This is a genomic window from Dyadobacter sp. (genome assembly GCF_017744695.1).
Taxonomy (GTDB): Bacteria; Bacteroidota; Bacteroidia; order Cytophagales; family Spirosomataceae; genus Dyadobacter.
The window spans coordinates 40,858-58,340 of sequence record NZ_JAGIAS010000009.1; the positions used below are offsets into that span (position 1 = coordinate 40,858).

The window sequence follows — 17,483 nt, forward strand, 5'->3', positions numbered from 1 at the left end:
CTAGCTCACCGTTTCGTTTACCAACCGGTCGATACAAACGCCGAGACTGTCACGCCAGTAAGGAATGGCAATGCCAAAAGCGCTTTTGATTTTAGACTTGTCCATCACCGAATAGGCCGGGCGGACCGCGCGCGTGACATATTCCGAAGTTTTAACCGGATTGAGCTTCACGGTCGTTTCGCTCAGGTCAAAAACCGCTTTGGCGAAATCATACCACGAAGTAACGCCTTCATTGCTGTAATGGTAAATGCCGTAGGCCGTGCTGCCGGATTCGGTAATATCCAGGATCACATTGGCCAGATCGATCGCATAGGTAGGAGAGCCTATCTGGTCGATGATCACGCCCAATTGCTCGCGTTCGCGACCGAGGCGCAGCATGGTTTTGACAAAGTTGTTACCGAATTCGGAATACAACCAGCTGGTGCGGATGGTGAAATGCTCGGGCAAAATCTCGCTGATAGCCGATTCGCCTTCCAGCTTGGTTAGTCCGTATATATTTTCAGGCTCGGCCGGATCGGTTTCGGTGAGCAGTTTGGGAATATCGCCTTTGAAAACGAAGTCCGTCGAAATGTGGATCAGCGTTGCCTGGTGTTTTTTACATACTTCGGCGATATAAGCAGCGCCGTCGCGATTGACTTTCCGGCAAGTGTCCACGTCGTCCTCTGCCTTGTCGACAGCTGTGTATGCCGCGCAGTTAATGACGAACTGCGGTTTTTCAGCCGTAAAAAGCTTGTCGAGCAGATCCTTGTCGAGGATGTTGGCGTTTTCTTCCGAAGGGAAGGAAATGTCGGTAATGTTACGTTCCGTTGAGTTTTTTTTAAGGCAGCTTCCCAGCTGACCTGAGGCTCCTAATACGACTATTCTCATTGAGTATTTGTTCAAATGCGTTCTTTGCAAATTTAAAGAATGCCTCAGGGAAGCAGGTATTATTTGTTGATTATTATTTTTCGGGAAGTGGTTTTGCCCTTATCGTCTTGGATATTTACAAGATAGACGCCGGCGGGAAGACTGTTCACATCGATGCCACGCTCGTAGTTCCGGTTGACTGATATAATGCTCCGGCCGCTCATGTCGACAACTGACATTTGCTTAATGCTTTTGCTGTTGCGAACAAAAATCCTGTCGCGCGCCGGGTTGGGGTATACCGCTGTATGCATTTCGTCAAGCGAATTGTTCTGCGGTTTCAGTATTTCCGTACCATCTGATGAGACCAATGCGCTGTCGGCGCCCGGCGCCATTTCACGTGTTGAGGAAAGATCCGCCCCGAATGTGTAAGCCAGGTAAGTGTTCGGAACAATGGCCGCGTTGGTCGTCATCGATCCAGCGCTAATGTAACTGGTACCGCCAAACAGCGACACCGGGTCTACTGTGGACGGGACTTTTACCCATTTGGAGCCATTCCAGCCGATGATATAAACCTTGCTCAGATTCCCGCTCGGCGCCAGTGTGGACATGCCGCTTTCCAGGTGCCATGATAGCGTGATTTTCGTAGCGGTTGCGCCGTTAATATCCCAATATTCCTGCGTTGAAATCTTGCCGACATTGGCATCCTTGCTTGTGGCCGAAAACGGGGCACCGGTAGGAAGTGGGGGATAATTGCCCCCCTTATGGCTTGATGTAATGCCTATCGCCGGATTTGCTGAAAAATAGGCCCCGGTGGTGCCGTCTGCGCTGGCCGCAAAGGGACGGTATACGGAATTATCGCTGGTGGGAAAGACAAAGCGGTTACTACCGGTAACCTTCACATAGCCATCGACCGTATTGGCGGTGACAACGGCAGTGCTGGGATAAGTAACTTTCCCGAATGCCAGGCGGTCGGTAAATATCCTCCGCCTTTGCGCATGCAGGCTGTCCATTCCGGTCAGCAGCACGCATAAGAGTGCTAAAATACGTAAAACCCTTCTCATCGTTTCTTTTATAAATTCTATGTGTATATAACACTTTTTGTTACGTAAAAATAGAATTTATACTACACATAAAAAAGTGTGCCCTGCGAAAAGTGATGAAAGGGATTGTGTAGGAAGTACAAAAGGCACTCAAGGCGCCTTTTGTAGTGCATTAATGTTGTGGATACTGTAAGATAAATGCTACTGACCGCGTCCAAGTACCATTACTTGAACCGTTCTGAAAATCAGCTGAACATCGTCAAATACGCTGTAAGATTTCAGGTATTGAAGGTCATATTTGAGGCGCTCGACGTTCTTGGCAACCGTATCGGCATAGCCTACATTGATCTGTCCGATTGAAGTAATGCCGGGTTTGACCGTCAAAAGGCGCTGGAAGTCGTGGGGAGCTGCTTCCATGAGCATGTCCACGTCATATTTGTACAAGGGGCGCGGACCTACCACCGACATTTCACCTTTCAACACATTGATAAACTGTGGCAGCTCATCAAGGCGCGACTTACGCAGGATACGGCCTATTGGTGTAATGCGTGGATCGTCGTCACCTTTGGAGTGTTGCAATCCCATTTTATCCGCATCCACTCTCATACTACGGAACTTGTAGATGTAGAACAACTCGCCCCAACGCCCCGAACGTTGCTGCTTGAAGAACACAGGCCCGGGTGAAGTGATCTTGATCGCTGCCCACACCAGGAAGAACACCGGCGCGCCGAGGATCATCACGATCGTGGAGAATATCAAATCGAATGCACGCTTAACAGTCTGTTCGTTCAGGCTTGAAAACGGCTTGGTGTTGATCTCGATGATCGGGTACATGTCGTGGTATTCGATCGTGGCCATATTGGTCATAAAGCCACGGAAGTCGGGTACCAGGCGAATGTGCGTCCGTTGGCGCTCACCCATGCGGATCACTTCCTTCACCTGCTCGTCATTCATCTCCGAAAGGCAGCAATACAGGTAATCCAGCTGCTTTTCTTTCACCATCGCTTCGAGCGATTCTATGGGATTTTTTTCCGAAGAAGGATCGATTGATCCGGAAAACCGGTAGCCTAGTTCTTTACGTTCTGCATAGAATTCGCGGATGAGCGCAGCAAGGTCGCCCTTACCCACGATCCCGTACCGGTTATAGTTGTAACCAGCCTGTCGGTAAATTTTCAAAAAAAGCACGGCTGCGGCCCTCGACGCTGTCGATAGCGAGATGAACATTACGTAGGTCATCAAAAACTGATAGCGCGAATACTCTTCTCCCTGCTTGCTAAGGTAAAGGAATGCCATCATCACCGCACCATGCACTGTCACCGCTTTCAAAAAGCTCGCAAGCTGCGTATTGAAATGGTAAGATAGCCGGGTGAAGCGGTAAGTTTTAAAAACGTAGATCGTAAAAATCCAGACCAGGTTTGCAACCAGGAGCAGGTTTACATACTGATTTTCGAAAAGCGTGGTGATCCCGTTATCAAAACGGAAGATATAGGCAAAGAAGAACGATAGATTTAGGAGCGCGACGTCCGTCCAGAGGTGAGCCTTAGGCAGTAGCCCAGGATAGTGATTTTTCATAAGTTTTATAACGTTGAGTATAATGCTTGCCTGGATACCAACTCCTTTTCGGGTTAATCTGGCCATCGGTGCTGAAAATATTCAGAGTTCAGTTCCGACCTGCCAGCCCCATATAAGAGGCATTCGATGGTACGTAACAAGTTTACGCTTTTTCCCTTTTAATTCAAAATCATCGATCCATACTATTACTACAAAGTGCGAGTAATCAGTAGATTATGTTTGAAAAATAATAGAACTAGGTGGAATAGTACTGTTAATATTCAATTTTCTTTAAACCTTTTATACGGAAGAAATGATGCTCAAATACAGTAATATTCCACCCCGTCGTTCTATCATGCTTTAAACGGCTAGCTCGGCACCGCTCGGCAATAACCGAAGCAGGTATTTGCCATAGCCGCTTTTCACAAGCGGCTGCGCAATTTCCGTCAGTTGCTCCGCCGTAATGAAGCCCATTCGATAGGCAACTTCTTCAATGCAACCTATTTTAAGACCCTGGCGGTCTTCGATAACCTGTACAAATTGTCCGGCGTGCATCAGCGACTCGAATGTCCCGGTATCAAGCCATGCCGTACCGCGGTCCAGCACACCGACCTTCAATTTGCCGGACTCCAGATAGACTCTGTTGACATCTGTAATCTCATATTCACCCCTCGGAGAAGGCTTGATCGACTTGGCGATTTCAATCACGTCATTATCGTAGAAGTACAAGCCCGGTACCGCGTAATTTGATTTAGGAATTGCCGGTTTTTCTTCGATGGACAATGCCTTGAAAGATGGATCGAATTCCACCACGCCGTACCGCTCCGGATCGTGGACCTGATAGGCAAAGATCACGCCACCTTCGGGATCGTTGTTAGCCTGCAACAGTTTGGAGAGCCCGGAGCCGTAAAAAATATTGTCTCCTAATATCAGGGCAACCTTGTCATCTCCGATGAATTCTTCGCCGATGATAAAGGCTTGGGCAAGTCCATCCGGACTTGGTTGTACGGCGTAGCTGAATTTACAGCCGATGCGGCTTCCGTCTCCCAAAAGCTTTTGAAAATGCGGTAGATCGTGCGGAGTGGAAATGATCAGTATCTCGCTTATACCTGCCAACATCAGGATGGAAAGCGGATAATAGATCATCGGTTTGTCGTAAACCGGCATAAGCTGCTTGCTAACCGCGAGTGTCAGAGGGTGCAGGCGCGTGCCGGAGCCGCCTGCGAGAATAATTCCTTTCATTTGTAATCGTCGAGTTTAAAGTTATCGCGCGTTGATCAATCAACGGCCGTCGTACATTTCTTCGTAGTAGTGGCTGTACGCACCCGATGTAATGTTATCGAGCCACCCCTGGTTGGCGAGATACCAGTTGACGGTTTTCTCCAATCCCTCCGCAAATTGTAGCGAAGGTACCCATCCAAGCTCTGTTTTTAGTTTCGTCGCATCGATCGCATAACGCAAGTCATGGCCGGCGCGGTCGGTAACATAATGGATAAGCCGGTCGGATGTGCCTTCGGGACGATCAAGTTTTTCATCCATGATCTTGCAAAGCAACTTCACGAGATCGATGTTTTTCCATTCATTGTGCCCGCCGATATTGTAGGTCTCGCCATTCGCGCCTTTATGGAAAATAACGTCGATCGCTCGGGCGTGGTCTTCCACGAACAGCCAGTCACGTATGTTTTCACCCTTACCGTAAACAGGTAGCGGCTTATCATTGAGGATATTGTTGATCATCAATGGAATAAGCTTCTCGGGGAAGTGGTTGGGGCCGTAGTTGTTGGAACAGTTGGAAATCACCGCCGGCATTTTGTAGGTGTTGTGATATGCCCTTACAAGGTGATCCGAAGACGCTTTCGACGCGCTGTATGGTGACCTTGGGTCATATTTAGTAGTTTCCAGGAAGAATTCGTTCGGGTCGTGAAGTTCGCCGTAGACCTCGTCGGTAGAGACATGATAAAACAAATGCTCCTCGAGGTTGTCTTTCCAGCTTTTTTTTGCCGCGTTCAGCAAATTAGCTGTCCCGATTACATTGGTCATCACGAACGCCATTGGGTCGGTAATCGACCGGTCTACATGCGACTCGGCTGCAAGGTGAATAACTCCGTAGAAATCATGTTCCGAGAAAAGCTCGCCAAGGAATGCCGCGTCCACGATGTCGCCTTTCACGAAGGTGTAGTTGGCGCTGTTTTCGATATCACGCAGGTTTTCGAGATTGCCCGCATAAGTCAGAGCATCGAGGTTGAAGATATGGTATTCGGGGTACGTTGTTACGAAGCGGCGAACCACGTGTGATCCGATAAAACCAGCACCGCCGGTGATGAGTATCTTTTTCATAATTCGTTCAAATTTTTTTTATTACAAACAGGAGTGTAATCAGCCTTTGAATACTGTCTTGAACACCTCCTCGAAAAGCGGAAGTATCTGGTCCTTTTCAGAAACGATAGGATTTTCGATTCCCCATGGGATAGCAAGGGTAGGATCGTTCCAACGGAGACCACCTTCGGCTGATTTATTGTAGAGACCGGTGCACTTGTATTGGAAAATACTGTCTTCCAGCGCTGTGAAACCATGCGCGAAACCCTCTGGAATGTACACCATATTGCCTTTTTCGGCATCCAATTCAAATAGTTCATACTTACCAAAGGTAGGGGAGTCTTGTCGCAGGTCCACTGCCACGTCGAGTACCTTACCTGCGATCACTCGTACAAGTTTGCCTTGCGCATGGGGAGCATTTTGGAAATGCAAGCCTCTTATTACCCCTTTTTTGGAAAAGGATTGATTGTCCTGAACAAACTCGCTGGTCAAGCCCTGGGCTTTCCACACTTCGCTGTTAAACGATTCAAAAAAGTGACCGCGGTCATCCCCGTAGATCGAGGGAGTAATCAGCAGCACATCAGGAAGGGATGTTTTGTTGAACTTCATGTTGCGTTGAGTAAATGGTTTTGAAATGATTTTCGTACTGGTCTATGATCTTATTCCACTCGTATATATGCTTGATTTTATGCAGGTTATTTTCAACCATTGAGAGATGTTGCTGTTTCCGCACAGTATCGATGCACTTCTGCACATCCTCCGCATTTCTGAAATAGAGTGCGTCATTTTCCAGGATCGTCGAGTTGAACTCGTTCTCGTTTGCGCAGATTAATGTCTGTGACGCCATTGCTTCGAGCAGGGAAGGGTTTGTTCCACCTACTGAATGCCCGTGGAAGTAAATATTCGAGAAGTAACGCAGGTTGTTCAGGGCATTGATATCATAAATTCCGCCAACGAACCTGATGTGTTCAAAGTCTTTGTATTTGGCTTTGAGGTATTCACCGTATTTGGTTGCATGCTTGCCTACGACGAGGAATGGCAGCTTTTGCTTCGCTTTTGAAACCCCTTCCAGAATTACATCCACATTATTTTCAGGTTCCAGACGGGCTATAAGCATGTTGTAAGCGTACTCCGTCAACCGGTATGGATCCAGAACGTTACTATCGGCATCTTCAAAAGGGAATGCGCCGTATGGAATGTAAGTGGAGGTGATGTTATACTTCTTCGTCAGGTAGCTTTGAATACCCAATGAGTCGGCAATCCAGTGATCGCTGTAAACGGTTCCCAGGTATTCAGCCCATTTCAAAAAGGACCTAACCGGCTTGGAATATTTCGTACGCTTCCATTCCAGCCCGTCCATATTCGTTGTAACGATCGACTTGCGCCGGGGCAGGAGCCAACCCCAGATCGTGCTGCTGGTATATCCCAACTGTAAGATGATGTCGAAGTTTTGGGACCGTGTGTGAAGGATGCAGTTTAAATCATACGCGAACTGTCCCACCGTACCCCATTTGTCTTCCGGGTCATTGCAGTGCACAATTTTCACCCCGTTCCATTCCGACTTTTGATAGGGATGGGTATGGGAGTTGTACACCGTGATGTCATGGCCGCGTTCCACCAGCCCCTTCGCCAGGTACTCGGCGAACTGTTCGAAACCACCGTAGTGGTTAGGGATTCCCCTTGTGCCTATGATTGCTATTTTCATGATTTTTAGTATCTACTTTTTGAGAAGAGAAACCAGCCTTTCCGCCGATGTTTTCCAGGAATATTTCTGCCGTATCTGGGCCTGTATATTTGAGAGATCATTTGAAGAAATAGCATCCTTATCTTCGATAAATCGTTTTACGGCTTGCGTGATAGATTCACGGTCGGCGTTGACGTGGAAGGAATCAAAGAAAGTGAAGTCTTGCATGGCAGTGGCATTGGTTGAGATCGTCGGGATTTTCAGCGCCGCGGATTCCAGTGGCGGAATGCCAAATCCTTCGGCAGATGAGGGGTAAACGAACAACTCCGCAGCTCTGTAAAACTCCATCAGGTCTTCGTCCGAAATATTCTTGAGAATCTTGACGAGCGGTCTGTAATCTTCAGGAACAGAATTGATAAGGTTGTTAAATTCAGGATCAACAATGGATTCATGCCCGATGAATACAAGGGAGATGCCGCGATTGTAGAGTTTCAAGTCAAGATATGCAGAAATAAGCAGCTTCTGTTGTTTCCTGGGTTCGATCCTGCTGACGTACAATATGTAGTCTTTCACACCAAACCGGCTTTGAATTTTTTGCTTTGATATCCGTTTATCGTAAGGTTCAAAGTAGAGCGAGCCAACCCCGTTCGGAATTACTGAAATGTCGGATATGTTCAGCCCGTAGTGTCGGCTGATGGCTTCCCGTGAGTATTCTGATACTGTGGTAATGACGTCCGATATTTTAATAGAATTCTTAAACAGGAAGTCCTTTGATAACCTGTAAGACAAGGGGAATTCACCGGGAAAATCCTTGAATAACAGGTCGTGCGTCGTGACAATATACTTGCAGAACTTTATTGGTGGAACCACGTACTGGAAATGCGCATAGTCCGGCCTAATCTTCTTAAGAATATACGGAAGTTCCAACGACAAGCGCAGTAATGGCGATTTTGAACGATACTTGATGAAAGATAAGTTACTTCTTTTACCAAACTCTTCCTGCAAAGTGTCGGTATTTTGAGCAGCTATGAAAATCTCGATATCAGGGCGGTCGATAAGCTGCTTATAGAGCTCCCTGATAAAAGTTTTGGTGCCCTGATGCTCCTTATCGAATACATGTCCGTCGACAAAAATCTTTAAGCTATTCATAGTAATAGGTCGATTGCTAGCGTACATTAACGTTGAGTGATCTTTTGAGACTTTTAAGCCTGTCGTGGCCATCGCTTGTGGGGACGAGATAACTACCCTCGCCGAGCTCGTTCCATGCATAAATCATAATGATCGGGTATACCTTACCGTCATTGGCATGTTTCCTTAACCAGGTACGACAATTCTTCATCGACTCGTATACCGAGTTGGCAGAGAAGCCCGTAAAGTATGCAGTGGTATCGGCCTTCGCGCGGGAATTGGTCCATGGTCTTGGGTCCCAATTGAGGGTGACAGCGGGGAAGTAAGGAATTTCGGATAATTGAGTGATTCTTTCCCATGTTCTGGTTTCATATGCCACCAGGTTATTTACTGGCTGTGTCCTGCGACCGGCTTGGTTTATATTGTGGTAGTTGTAGCCGGTAATGAAATCAAATCCGCATTGCCCCGCCAGAGAAAGCGTGTAACGGTCGTCAGACGAGCAGAGTGCAATTTTCAGACCGGGCAACCCCCGGCCTTTGGCTGCTTCCCTCAAACTGGAGAGAGCGGATTTAATTGACTCAGCCGACCCGAAATTTTTGAGTAGCGTGCCGGCGGAAAGGAATATTAAAAGTGGTGCGCCGTCCACCTGTAAATAGTTGTCTTGCTTGATGTCGGCAAGAATGCGCTCCTGAAAGACGGCCCAGGAGTCCGGTGAAATCTCAAAGCCATAATGATTTGAAACCAGTAGGCAGTACCTGAGTTTTGACTTGTTTACTGACTCTTGAAAGTACCGGAGCGCAGCATTCAGTGAATCCGCTTCACCGCTTTTCTGGGTTGAAAAATACCAGCAAAAGGAAAAGAAATCCAGACCTGCATCGGACGCCGCCAGTATTTGTTGATCGATCGCTTTTTTTGAATCGGAGTTCCAGCCCCAGACGGGTTTGCGATCAGCGAAAGATCCGGTCAGTTTTTGAGTGATATGTTTCGATCCGGCAGTCCATCCCCCGAAATAGTAAGCACCAACCAGCGGCTTTTGCCGGTTGTTGGTCTGACCGAACGTGGGGCCAGCTATCATCAGTTGTAATAATATGATTGCCAGTATTCTCATTCGTTAATAGGCGGATTATTTTTCGTTTCGGGCGTTTACACCTGCTTCAGAGCTTGCAAGTATTCCAGGTATGGGAGTTTGTTTTTTGCTCGTAAGTGTTTTTCCCAATTGAAGGAATGGATACTCAATATATCTGTAGGTTATGAACGATATCCCGACAATGAGGGCGATCCACATGACGAAGGTCAGAACGGGCTGACCAGGAATTTGAGGAACGGTTTTGAAGATCAGGCCTTGTGTCAGATAAAGTGAATAACTCACTACACCCAGCCTTAAAAAGACCGGATTGAAACTTTTATTACGAAAGAAATATCCCAGCATGAAGAGCAGGTACGCGGACACCAATGCAGATGTTACTGGCACAAACGAGAAAATGCCAAGGTCTTCCGGGTTGTTTGGTCTCCCGTACAGGTTAGCGTACGTGTTTGCGACCAGAATGCACATAGCCAATCCCAGAATCGTCAGTAATGTGCGGGTTGAAATTTTCTTGTCGTAATGTTTGAAGATCACTGACCCGGTAAACATGGTCGCTAGATAGAAAGCGGTTCCCCAACCCTTTTCGGCAAAATGCAATACCTTAACTGCTATAACGCCGAATGCGAAGCAAAATAGGAGAGCGCCGACAGCGATAACCACGGTTTTACTGAGCATACGCAAAATAAACAAGCCTGAAACGATCAGGTAAAAGACCATTTCCAGAGAAAGCGTCCAGTACAGACCGAGTATGCATGGTTGTCCTACCAGGCGCATCAGCATGGTTGTATTCCAAAGGATTACTTTCAAAGACGGAAAAGGATCCGCCATCAATCCTAAACTGATCAGGGCCAATGTGGCTATCAGGCTGACGTAATACAACGGGAACAAGCGAAATATCCGGCCAATCCAGAACTTCTTGAGTGAACCGTGCTTTTCAAGTGACACAGGTATGATAAACCCGCTGCAAAGGAAGAACACAGTGACACCAAAAACACCGAATTGAAAGTAATTATAACTTATTTCTCGGAAGAATGGTGAGAGTTTTTCTCCGCCATGCTGCAACAGAACCGCGAAGGCGGCGACAAACCTTAAGAAGTCCAAAAACTCGAGTCGGTGACGCATTGCTATTTGACCTTAATGTATGATTAGAGACTTGTTCGGATATTTTTCCTGTTGAGAGATCCGTCTATAAAACCCAGGTAAATTCCCTTTAACGATCGGCTGTCTTTCAGATATGTCAGTTTTAATGTAAGATAGAACATCCATCTCATGGCGAAAGCAGAATAGAATACGGGTAACATTATCAAAGGCAGGTGTTTCTTTTGCAGCAATATGAGATTCCTTGTTGCCATGTAAAAGGTGAACCACTTACCTTTATTCGACTTGAAAGAGTAGCTGACCTTGTGATAAACAATGGCATCTGCGGCATATATGATCTGGTGACCCGATTTCAGAATTCGCAGGCTATAATCGGCATCCTCGGAATTGGCAAAAAAACGCTCGTCCAGAATTCCTATTTCTTCAATAGCCCTGGCGGATATCAATGCCGAACATCCGTTCATGAAATCGATAGACTTGGAATCGTTAAATTTTGGAGAATCCGTTTTGTTGATTCCGTAATGTTCAACGACTCCTGTCAGCCGGGAAATTCCACCACCGGCGTACCACAGAACCTGTGGACGGTCATAGTAAAAAATTTTGGGGACCACAGCAAAACAGCGCGGATTGGCGGCGAACTGTTGCTGCATCACATTCAGGAACGTTGGGTCAACTGTGGTATCATTATTCAGCAACAGATAATACTCAGGGGCGTACTTTTCTTTTGCATACAGTATTCCCTTGTTATTTCCTCCGGTAAACCCGTAGTTTTTGTCTAGTGGCAGAATATCCAGATGCGGGTGATTCGGGAAATCGCGTTTCAACGATTCCACTGAGCCATCTGCCGATCCGTTGTCGACCAGTATTAGTTTGTAGTTTGTGTATGTAATATTATCTAGGGATTCAATACAATCCTTTGTAACCTGATAGCCATTCCAATTCAGGATGATAATACATATTAAGGGATTTGTATGCATAGGAGTTTCCGTTTTTACTATTAGTTTGAAAGGTTTGACAGGCTTTTGGGAGCTTGCCTTCTGGCGGAGTATTCAATATCCAGCTGCTTGAAGATCAAAGCCAGGTAAATGAGCATGAATTTCATCAAGCCCTGATCACCGGTAAGAAGGGCAAATGCCAGATAGCCTGTGAAGAGCGACACGCCTATCATGCCGGTATACCGGTTGACTTTTCTGTAGCGGCTCAAAAGTTTGCTGTACGCTGCGGAAAACATAAAGAGGTACGCTGCTGCTCCGAGAATACCGCCGCTGATGAGGACCTGGAAGACGATACTTTCGGCCCCGAGAAGGTCCCCTGTACGACCAGCTTCCAGGAGATATTGTATATAGTTGAATCCCCAACCCAGAACAGGCTTTTTGGAATAGATTTGCAGGGCACTGAGCAACTGGGTGTACCGCATTTCCAAACTACTTCCGGAAACGTTTCCCTCTTTTCCCAGCGTGAAAATGTTGTTAACAGTAGGCAAATAATCCGCAAGCAATTCGCTGAACAAGGTAAGTACGATCAAGGTTGTGCTGGCACCAAGAAATACGATCTGAAGAGACTGTTTAAGCCTTCCCAGAAGGATAATTACAAAAAGTGAAGCGAATAGACAGACCAACGAAGATCGCGAGTTGATCAGGAACAGACTCAAAATACAAGCAAGAATTGTTATGATCGTCATTAACTTACTCTTCTTGAAAGCCAATCCTTTATCAGGTTTTAAGTAAAGGAGGCAGAAAACCAGGTGAAGTGCCACTACACCACCATACAGAATGGCATTCGGGTAGTATGCCTGCAAACGTCCGGTGACATTACCCCTGATCTTTTCGGAAAAATCCGCGAAAACGATTTTGGAGTTAGGAAAAGGGTTGTTGTACTTGAAAAAATCTACTACGGGATTGACGTGCGTAAAATGGGTAATAAGGCCATAGAGTATGACGAACCCGAATGAAATGTTGATATACTTAGTTGCAACCCGCATATCGGCATTATTCGAAATAAATGCCCATATCAGCAATGATGGGAGAAAATAGTCGAATGCGAACGAAAGGACAATGTTGACGTTCATTGAAAAATATTTCTCACCAAGCGAAGCTATGGCCGACAATAGCATGATTAATAATATAGCCTGGTAACTCCTGAACAATGGGAATGTTCGGATCCTCTTCACGAATGGTTTTCCATGAAACATCAGGATGGCACCCAGCAGAAGGAATGTTAATATCCTGGTAAAACTGATGATCGGTAGGCCGGCCACATAAAAGACAGGTATGTAACTTGGAATTGAAAAGTAAAGCGCAACGCATAGGTAAACACCCTTTTTTAGTCCTTTGTAGTAACTAAACAAGAGTGTCAGAACAAATAGTGGTATAAAAATCGCTGTTAGCATGAGTGCAAGTCGTACTGTTTGTTCGTACTTATGCCGATTTCGGCGCTTTTAAGAGTCTTTTCGTCATCCCTAGAAAATTTCGGATATTTTCGATTTTTGTAGCTTTTTTCGAAGCTCGCATCAATGTACGCCATTCAAAGGAAGGTGTTTTCATGAGCAACACTTTCATAGCCATCACCCTCGGGATGACGTTGGCCTTTCTCGCATGCTGATAAGGCTGAATCCGTTTCAACAGCGATACGTCGAATGACGCTTCTTCGATATTTATTGCGTTTTGTGCCAGTGCCCCGTCCAATAGCTCGTCTCCTTTTTTAGTACGGGTCACGATCAGGCTTCTTCCGGGTCTTTGTTCGAAATCCGGGTAGCCATCGCTGGATTCTTCCCAAGCGTCGGCACAAACCAGATCCGCCTGTTCGCCGGTGCCGTCGGGGCAAATTTTGCAACGGAATTGAAGGTATTGATTCAGAATCCGCCCCCACGAATCGTTGTAAGTCATTTTGTGCTCGTTACCAGCCTTGTCGGTGAACTTGAAGTAGCCAGGCCAGCCATCTCCACGGTACCGTAACGACTGGACTTCGCTCGGCTCGCCGCCCAAGCTTCTGATCGCTGCTTCGGTTCCGCGCATACTAGGCACGCCTGCGCAGAAAAATGACAGCAGATACTTAATTTTGCTGCCTTTTTCCGGGTACAGTTTCTGATATTGCCTTACCGCAGCGATTTCGCAAGGTTTTGCTACTACCGCCAGCCTATCATACACTTCAAGTGCTCTTTCGAGGCCGAGAAGTGTTGCAGATGGAGCATAACGCGAGCCAGCATTTTGGACAGTCGCAGTGGTATCTGTGCTTACCTTGCTTTCGATATAAAGCGGTTCGCTCGCCGATGCTCCTACCTGAATCACGGCCTGGACCGTCCCGGAAGACAGGAGGTAGCCCGACACGGCAGTTAACACACCCCCGGAAGACCCCAGTTGCCTGCTTTCGCTATCGGTCGCATATCCGGTGCACATCCGGCTGTATATTCCCCAGATCGGATCATTTTGAAAATTATTTTCGAACGTGAGACTGTTCTCGATATTTAATCCCGGGCAAAACTTTTCAAACTCTTTGTTTTCTTCACTGGTTAATGCTTCAACCTCCTGAGGACGCAAAAAACCAGCCTTGTTGAAACCCAGACTTATCTTTCCGTTGAACTTGCCTGCGCACAAACCGCAACCTACACAAAGGTTGTTATTCAGCACAGCCCCGATAGATGATCTTGATTGAGTTTTCATAATATTGGATAGTTTTTCTCGCCAGCGTTTGATGTGGCTAATTCGGACTGAATTTGATCGCGCTGCCCTACGAGTGTAAGTATTTGGTTAACTGTTGCGTCGATGTTTTCCGACGACAGCGACGACAGGTTAATGACCCGGCTCTGTTGGCCAAAGTTTGCGAACGTTCCTTCAAATTTGTAGCTATATGCAAGGCCAATCGTGGGCACCGAGGATGAAAGTCCGGCGATGCACGAGTGCATACGTGAGCCCATAAAAAAGTAGCACTGCGAAACAATGTATTTCAGCTCCTGTGCCGAATAGTTTTTATCGATTACTGAGATAGATTTATCATTGCCAAACTCCTTGAGTATTTGATTCGACGCGACGAGATCATCTTCCGTATTAGGGCTATCGGCATTGTAGGTGTGAGGAATTAGCAGAACAGGATATCCATTTTTGAGAAGCTCGGATATCAATTTATGAACGAACTGTTTATAAGAACTGTAAGCTCCTGCCATCGCAGCGTAGCTTCCAAAATACATTAATCCGTTGATATTCAGCCCGACAGTTTTTGGGCTCAGGCCAGCTAGCTCAACTTTTTTGGGTTGCATTACCACTGCCATGTCCCTGAAAAGCTGGTACTTAACGTCAATTTCATCTAAAAGGGAAATTGCTTTGGTATCTCTCACAAAGACGTTCTTGCAGCGTTTCAAAATAAAGGATCCCAGAGATTTACCTGTAGGTGTTTTGAATGGTCCGATTGTTTGAGGCAGAAAGACCAATGGTTTCCTTAATAGCAATGCCAAATATGAATCAAGGACGTGACGGATTTGTCGCCTGAAACCGTAAATGTCACTGAAAGAATCTCCCTCGTTTACATTGTACACGGTACGCGCACCGAGTATGAGCTGACTGATCGGGTCGTCGAAGTCCTTTTTTCCGAAAAGCGACAGTGCCCTCACGCGAAGTACATGTGTGAGTAAAGTCCTGAATCTTATGTAGTAGACGTCGATATTTTTAGTGGCGCCGTTGTATTCAAATTTATAGTCCGATTTCCAGGGCCCGTTTTCGACACAGAGCACGTCGATTTTGCAATCTTCGTACTGTTTATACAGCAAAGTTGCAGCACCGATACCCAGGGCATTTACTCCTCTGTTGTCACTATTGTAAGATACTCCAAGGAGTAGAAATCTGTGTTGTTGAGAGCTCATTTCTATAATTATTTGTATTGGGTATTAGTTATAGCTTTTCGAATTCTTTTATGTCGTACATGAATTTCATTTTCGCCACAAATGCATCCTTTGGCAAATTGAATATACCGCTGTTTAAAATTGCCTCCTGGTGTTTCTGCTCAAACCGAGACCGTATGAAAGTGGCCGGATTGCCGGCAACAATGGCAAATGCCGGAACATCTTTTGTTACAACAGCGCCCGCACCGATAACTGCGCCTGTACCAATCGACCCTACATTAGGCAGGATAATCGCATTGGCGCCAATCCAAACATCGTCTCCAATAACCAGTGCGTTCCGGGATATTCTTTCCTGTTCGACATAACCCAGTCTCGGATTATACAAGTAGGGGTGAGTCGACGCCCAATTTATTCCATGGTTCCCGTTAAATATCCGTACACCCGGACCAAACGAGCAATAGCGACCAATTTGAGTTCCGGCAGGAATTCGCTCGGGATCGAAACAGCCATATGAATACTTTCCGACAGCAACGCGGTATTGTATTTGAAATAATTCCCTCAAAAGATCGGAGTCCATTTCGCGTCTACGCAAAACTTTGAACACCACTTTTTTTAGCTTTTCCGGCAAGTGTTTGAATATACGTACGGTTATGCGATGAAATATGGAACTCATTCTTTTGTATTTCTTAACGAGCTGAAAGAGATAAAACCAAGGTTATTTAAGGTAAATGCTGTTCTGATGATGACCTGGATATACATTAGTACAACAGCAAGAATGGCTCCATAAATACCCAGCACCATTATTAACAAGGTCGCCGCTATCGCGAACGTCACTATGACTTCGATCTGAATTTTCAGCTTTTGTTTCTGAAACTTTTTCGCTACCAATACGGCGGCAAGAATACCACTGATACTTTGCAGGAAATTTGCTACGAGCAACAAGACTGTGAGAATGTATAGATTGTCGTAGGTTTCGCCGAACGCCAGATGGATAATCGGTTTCCCGGATATAATGAACAATATCAATATTCCAAGGTTGACTGCCGAAATACTGCTGATGCTTTTTAAAGCTACGTTAAACGGCTGAGAATCTTCAATCAGTTTTGGCAGTATTATTTTGATTTTAGACATCGAAAGAATCAATGCGGCAGATGAAATAGTGAATGCCAAATTGAATTCGGCCACTTCCTTACCTTTAAGAAGTATTACGACTAGAAAAGGGACTAGCCGCATGTAGACCGGGATAGTTACATAGTTGAGACCGTAATTAATCAGATCGCTACTGATAAGGGAAAACCCGGTTGGTATTGCAGCAACATCCGATTTTTTCAGAATGTTGTAAAGCTGTTGTGCGGTGACTACTATTGATACTATTATGCTGCCGGTTAAGAAAAGTGTTAATGGAATTTCAAAAAAGAATAACAGAATGAGCATTCCGGTTGAAAGAACAGAAAATGCAAAATTGATAGTTGTCAATTTCTTGAAGTTGGCCGTCTTTTGATACCATGGTAATAAGAGTTCGGGAATTATGGTTTCAAGAAATACCTTTGTTAATACCAGGTAATAAAGCGGGCTGGAATCCACCATCGTTATCGTTGCAAATGCTATTGTGAAAATGCTGACGGATAAGGAAAGGAAGAAGGCAAGGTATCGTTCGATTGTGTTTTGCTGATTCGATTTTACCAGCATGTATTCGCTGAATCCGAAATTTGCTGCAAGTACGATGTATACACTAAAATTATAGTACGTCACATACGTGGCGTATTCATCCGGCAGCAGGGTACGTGCCAGTAAAAGGTTTGTAAGAAAACTCAGACCTTGCCTGATCAGGACTGAGGCAGGAAAGGTCAAGTTGGAATTACTTGCCTGTCGTTGAAGGGATTGAATGGAAATAGCCACTTTAAG

16 protein-coding genes are annotated in these 17,483 nt (G+C 45.9%); all 16 read right to left on the reverse strand.

All coding sequences use genetic code 11. The annotated features are described in order from the left end of the window. Positions 1 to 867: a dTDP-4-dehydrorhamnose reductase gene (rfbD, locus tag J7619_RS26965; protein WP_291206426.1), complete on the reverse strand. Its 867-nt coding sequence runs from the start codon at positions 865 to 867 to the stop codon at positions 1 to 3. A gap of 59 nt (positions 868 to 926) precedes the next feature. Then, on the reverse strand, positions 927 to 1,907 hold the full coding sequence (locus J7619_RS26970; protein WP_291206429.1) for a T9SS type A sorting domain-containing protein: 981 nt from the start codon (positions 1,905 to 1,907) through the stop codon (positions 927 to 929). A 180-nt stretch (positions 1,908 to 2,087) separates the two neighbouring features. After that, the gene (locus J7619_RS26975) at positions 2,088 to 3,458 is read right to left on the reverse strand and encodes a sugar transferase (RefSeq protein ID WP_291206431.1); all 1,371 of its coding nucleotides are present in this window, start codon (positions 3,456 to 3,458) and stop codon (positions 2,088 to 2,090) included. Between the two features lie 339 nt (positions 3,459 to 3,797). Then, positions 3,798 to 4,679 (reverse strand): glucose-1-phosphate thymidylyltransferase RfbA, encoded by an 882-nt coding sequence (gene rfbA / locus J7619_RS26980; protein WP_291206434.1) that lies wholly within the window; start codon positions 4,677 to 4,679, stop codon positions 3,798 to 3,800. Positions 4,680 to 4,718: 39 nt separating this feature from the next. Beyond that, positions 4,719 to 5,774 (reverse strand): dTDP-glucose 4,6-dehydratase, encoded by a 1,056-nt coding sequence (gene rfbB, locus J7619_RS26985; protein ID WP_291206437.1) that lies wholly within the window; start codon positions 5,772 to 5,774, stop codon positions 4,719 to 4,721. Positions 5,775 to 5,813: 39 nt separating this feature from the next. Further along, positions 5,814 to 6,362 carry a dTDP-4-dehydrorhamnose 3,5-epimerase gene (gene rfbC / locus J7619_RS26990; protein ID WP_291206440.1) on the reverse strand — a complete coding sequence of 183 codons (549 nt, stop codon included), beginning with the start codon at positions 6,360 to 6,362 and terminating at the stop codon, positions 5,814 to 5,816. Further along, a complete protein-coding gene (locus J7619_RS26995; RefSeq protein WP_291206443.1) occupies positions 6,334 to 7,458 on the reverse strand; it encodes a DUF1972 domain-containing protein in 1,125 nt (374 codons plus the stop codon). The genes rfbC and J7619_RS26995 overlap by 29 nt, the downstream gene beginning before the upstream one ends. Before the next feature lie 12 nt (positions 7,459 to 7,470). Beyond that, entirely contained in the window at positions 7,471 to 8,586 is a 1,116-nt protein-coding gene (locus J7619_RS27000; RefSeq protein WP_291206446.1) for a glycosyltransferase family 1 protein, read from the reverse strand. A gap of 16 nt (positions 8,587 to 8,602) precedes the next feature. Further along, positions 8,603 to 9,673 carry a glycoside hydrolase family 99-like domain-containing protein gene (locus J7619_RS27005; protein WP_291206449.1) on the reverse strand — a complete coding sequence of 357 codons (1,071 nt, stop codon included), beginning with the start codon at positions 9,671 to 9,673 and terminating at the stop codon, positions 8,603 to 8,605. Positions 9,674 to 9,688: 15 nt separating this feature from the next. Beyond that, positions 9,689 to 10,771 (reverse strand): acyltransferase, encoded by a 1,083-nt coding sequence (locus J7619_RS27010; RefSeq protein WP_291206452.1) that lies wholly within the window; start codon positions 10,769 to 10,771, stop codon positions 9,689 to 9,691. Positions 10,772 to 10,794: 23 nt separating this feature from the next. Further along, positions 10,795 to 11,724, reverse strand: a complete 930-nt coding sequence (locus J7619_RS27015) for a glycosyltransferase family 2 protein (protein ID WP_291206455.1) — start codon at positions 11,722 to 11,724, stop codon at positions 10,795 to 10,797. A gap of 20 nt (positions 11,725 to 11,744) precedes the next feature. After that, positions 11,745 to 12,815: an O-antigen ligase gene (locus J7619_RS27020; RefSeq protein WP_291206458.1), complete on the reverse strand. Its 1,071-nt coding sequence runs from the start codon at positions 12,813 to 12,815 to the stop codon at positions 11,745 to 11,747. 349 nt (positions 12,816 to 13,164) lie between these two features. Then, complete coding sequence (locus J7619_RS27025; RefSeq protein ID WP_291206461.1) at positions 13,165 to 14,406, reverse strand: Coenzyme F420 hydrogenase/dehydrogenase, beta subunit C-terminal domain; 1,242 nt, start codon at positions 14,404 to 14,406, stop codon at positions 13,165 to 13,167. Beyond that, positions 14,403 to 15,599 carry a polysaccharide pyruvyl transferase family protein gene (locus J7619_RS27030; RefSeq protein WP_291206464.1) on the reverse strand — a complete coding sequence of 399 codons (1,197 nt, stop codon included), beginning with the start codon at positions 15,597 to 15,599 and terminating at the stop codon, positions 14,403 to 14,405. The genes J7619_RS27025 and J7619_RS27030 overlap by 4 nt, the downstream gene beginning before the upstream one ends. A gap of 28 nt (positions 15,600 to 15,627) precedes the next feature. Further along, positions 15,628 to 16,251, reverse strand: coding sequence for a CatB-related O-acetyltransferase (locus J7619_RS27035; protein WP_291206467.1), 624 nt, complete (start codon positions 16,249 to 16,251; stop codon positions 15,628 to 15,630). After that, on the reverse strand, positions 16,248 to 17,477 hold the full coding sequence (locus J7619_RS27040; protein WP_291206471.1) for a lipopolysaccharide biosynthesis protein: 1,230 nt from the start codon (positions 17,475 to 17,477) through the stop codon (positions 16,248 to 16,250). Before J7619_RS27040 ends, J7619_RS27035 begins: the two co-directional genes overlap by 4 nt. Positions 17,478 to 17,483: the final 6 nt, after the last annotated feature.

Excerpts from the sequence above, each read along its gene's own strand:
- J7619_RS27005 (WP_291206449.1), bottom strand. The coding sequence starts at position 9,673 with ATGAGAATACTGGCAATCATATTATTACAACTGATGATAGCTGGCCCC.
- J7619_RS27020 (WP_291206458.1), bottom strand. The coding sequence starts at position 12,815 with ATGAACGTCAACATTGTCCTTTCGTTCGCATTCGACTATTTTCTCCCA.
- rfbA (WP_291206434.1), bottom strand. The coding sequence starts at position 4,679 with ATGAAAGGAATTATTCTCGCAGGCGGCTCCGGCACGCGCCTGCACCCT.
- J7619_RS27000 (WP_291206446.1), bottom strand. The coding sequence starts at position 8,586 with ATGAATAGCTTAAAGATTTTTGTCGACGGACATGTATTCGATAAGGAG.
- J7619_RS26970 (WP_291206429.1), bottom strand. The coding sequence starts at position 1,907 with ATGAGAAGGGTTTTACGTATTTTAGCACTCTTATGCGTGCTGCTGACC.
- J7619_RS26975 (WP_291206431.1), bottom strand. The coding sequence starts at position 3,458 with ATGAAAAATCACTATCCTGGGCTACTGCCTAAGGCTCACCTCTGGACG.
- J7619_RS27035 (WP_291206467.1), bottom strand. The coding sequence starts at position 16,251 with ATGAGTTCCATATTTCATCGCATAACCGTACGTATATTCAAACACTTG.
- rfbD (WP_291206426.1), bottom strand. The coding sequence starts at position 867 with ATGAGAATAGTCGTATTAGGAGCCTCAGGTCAGCTGGGAAGCTGCCTT.
- J7619_RS27025 (WP_291206461.1), bottom strand. The coding sequence starts at position 14,406 with ATGAAAACTCAATCAAGATCATCTATCGGGGCTGTGCTGAATAACAAC.
- J7619_RS27015 (WP_291206455.1), bottom strand. The coding sequence starts at position 11,724 with ATGCATACAAATCCCTTAATATGTATTATCATCCTGAATTGGAATGGC.
- J7619_RS27030 (WP_291206464.1), bottom strand. The coding sequence starts at position 15,599 with ATGAGCTCTCAACAACACAGATTTCTACTCCTTGGAGTATCTTACAAT.
- J7619_RS27010 (WP_291206452.1), bottom strand. The coding sequence starts at position 10,771 with ATGCGTCACCGACTCGAGTTTTTGGACTTCTTAAGGTTTGTCGCCGCC.
- rfbB (WP_291206437.1), bottom strand. The coding sequence starts at position 5,774 with ATGAAAAAGATACTCATCACCGGCGGTGCTGGTTTTATCGGATCACAC.
- rfbC (WP_291206440.1), bottom strand. The coding sequence starts at position 6,362 with ATGAAGTTCAACAAAACATCCCTTCCTGATGTGCTGCTGATTACTCCC.
- J7619_RS26995 (WP_291206443.1), bottom strand. The coding sequence starts at position 7,458 with ATGAAAATAGCAATCATAGGCACAAGGGGAATCCCTAACCACTACGGT.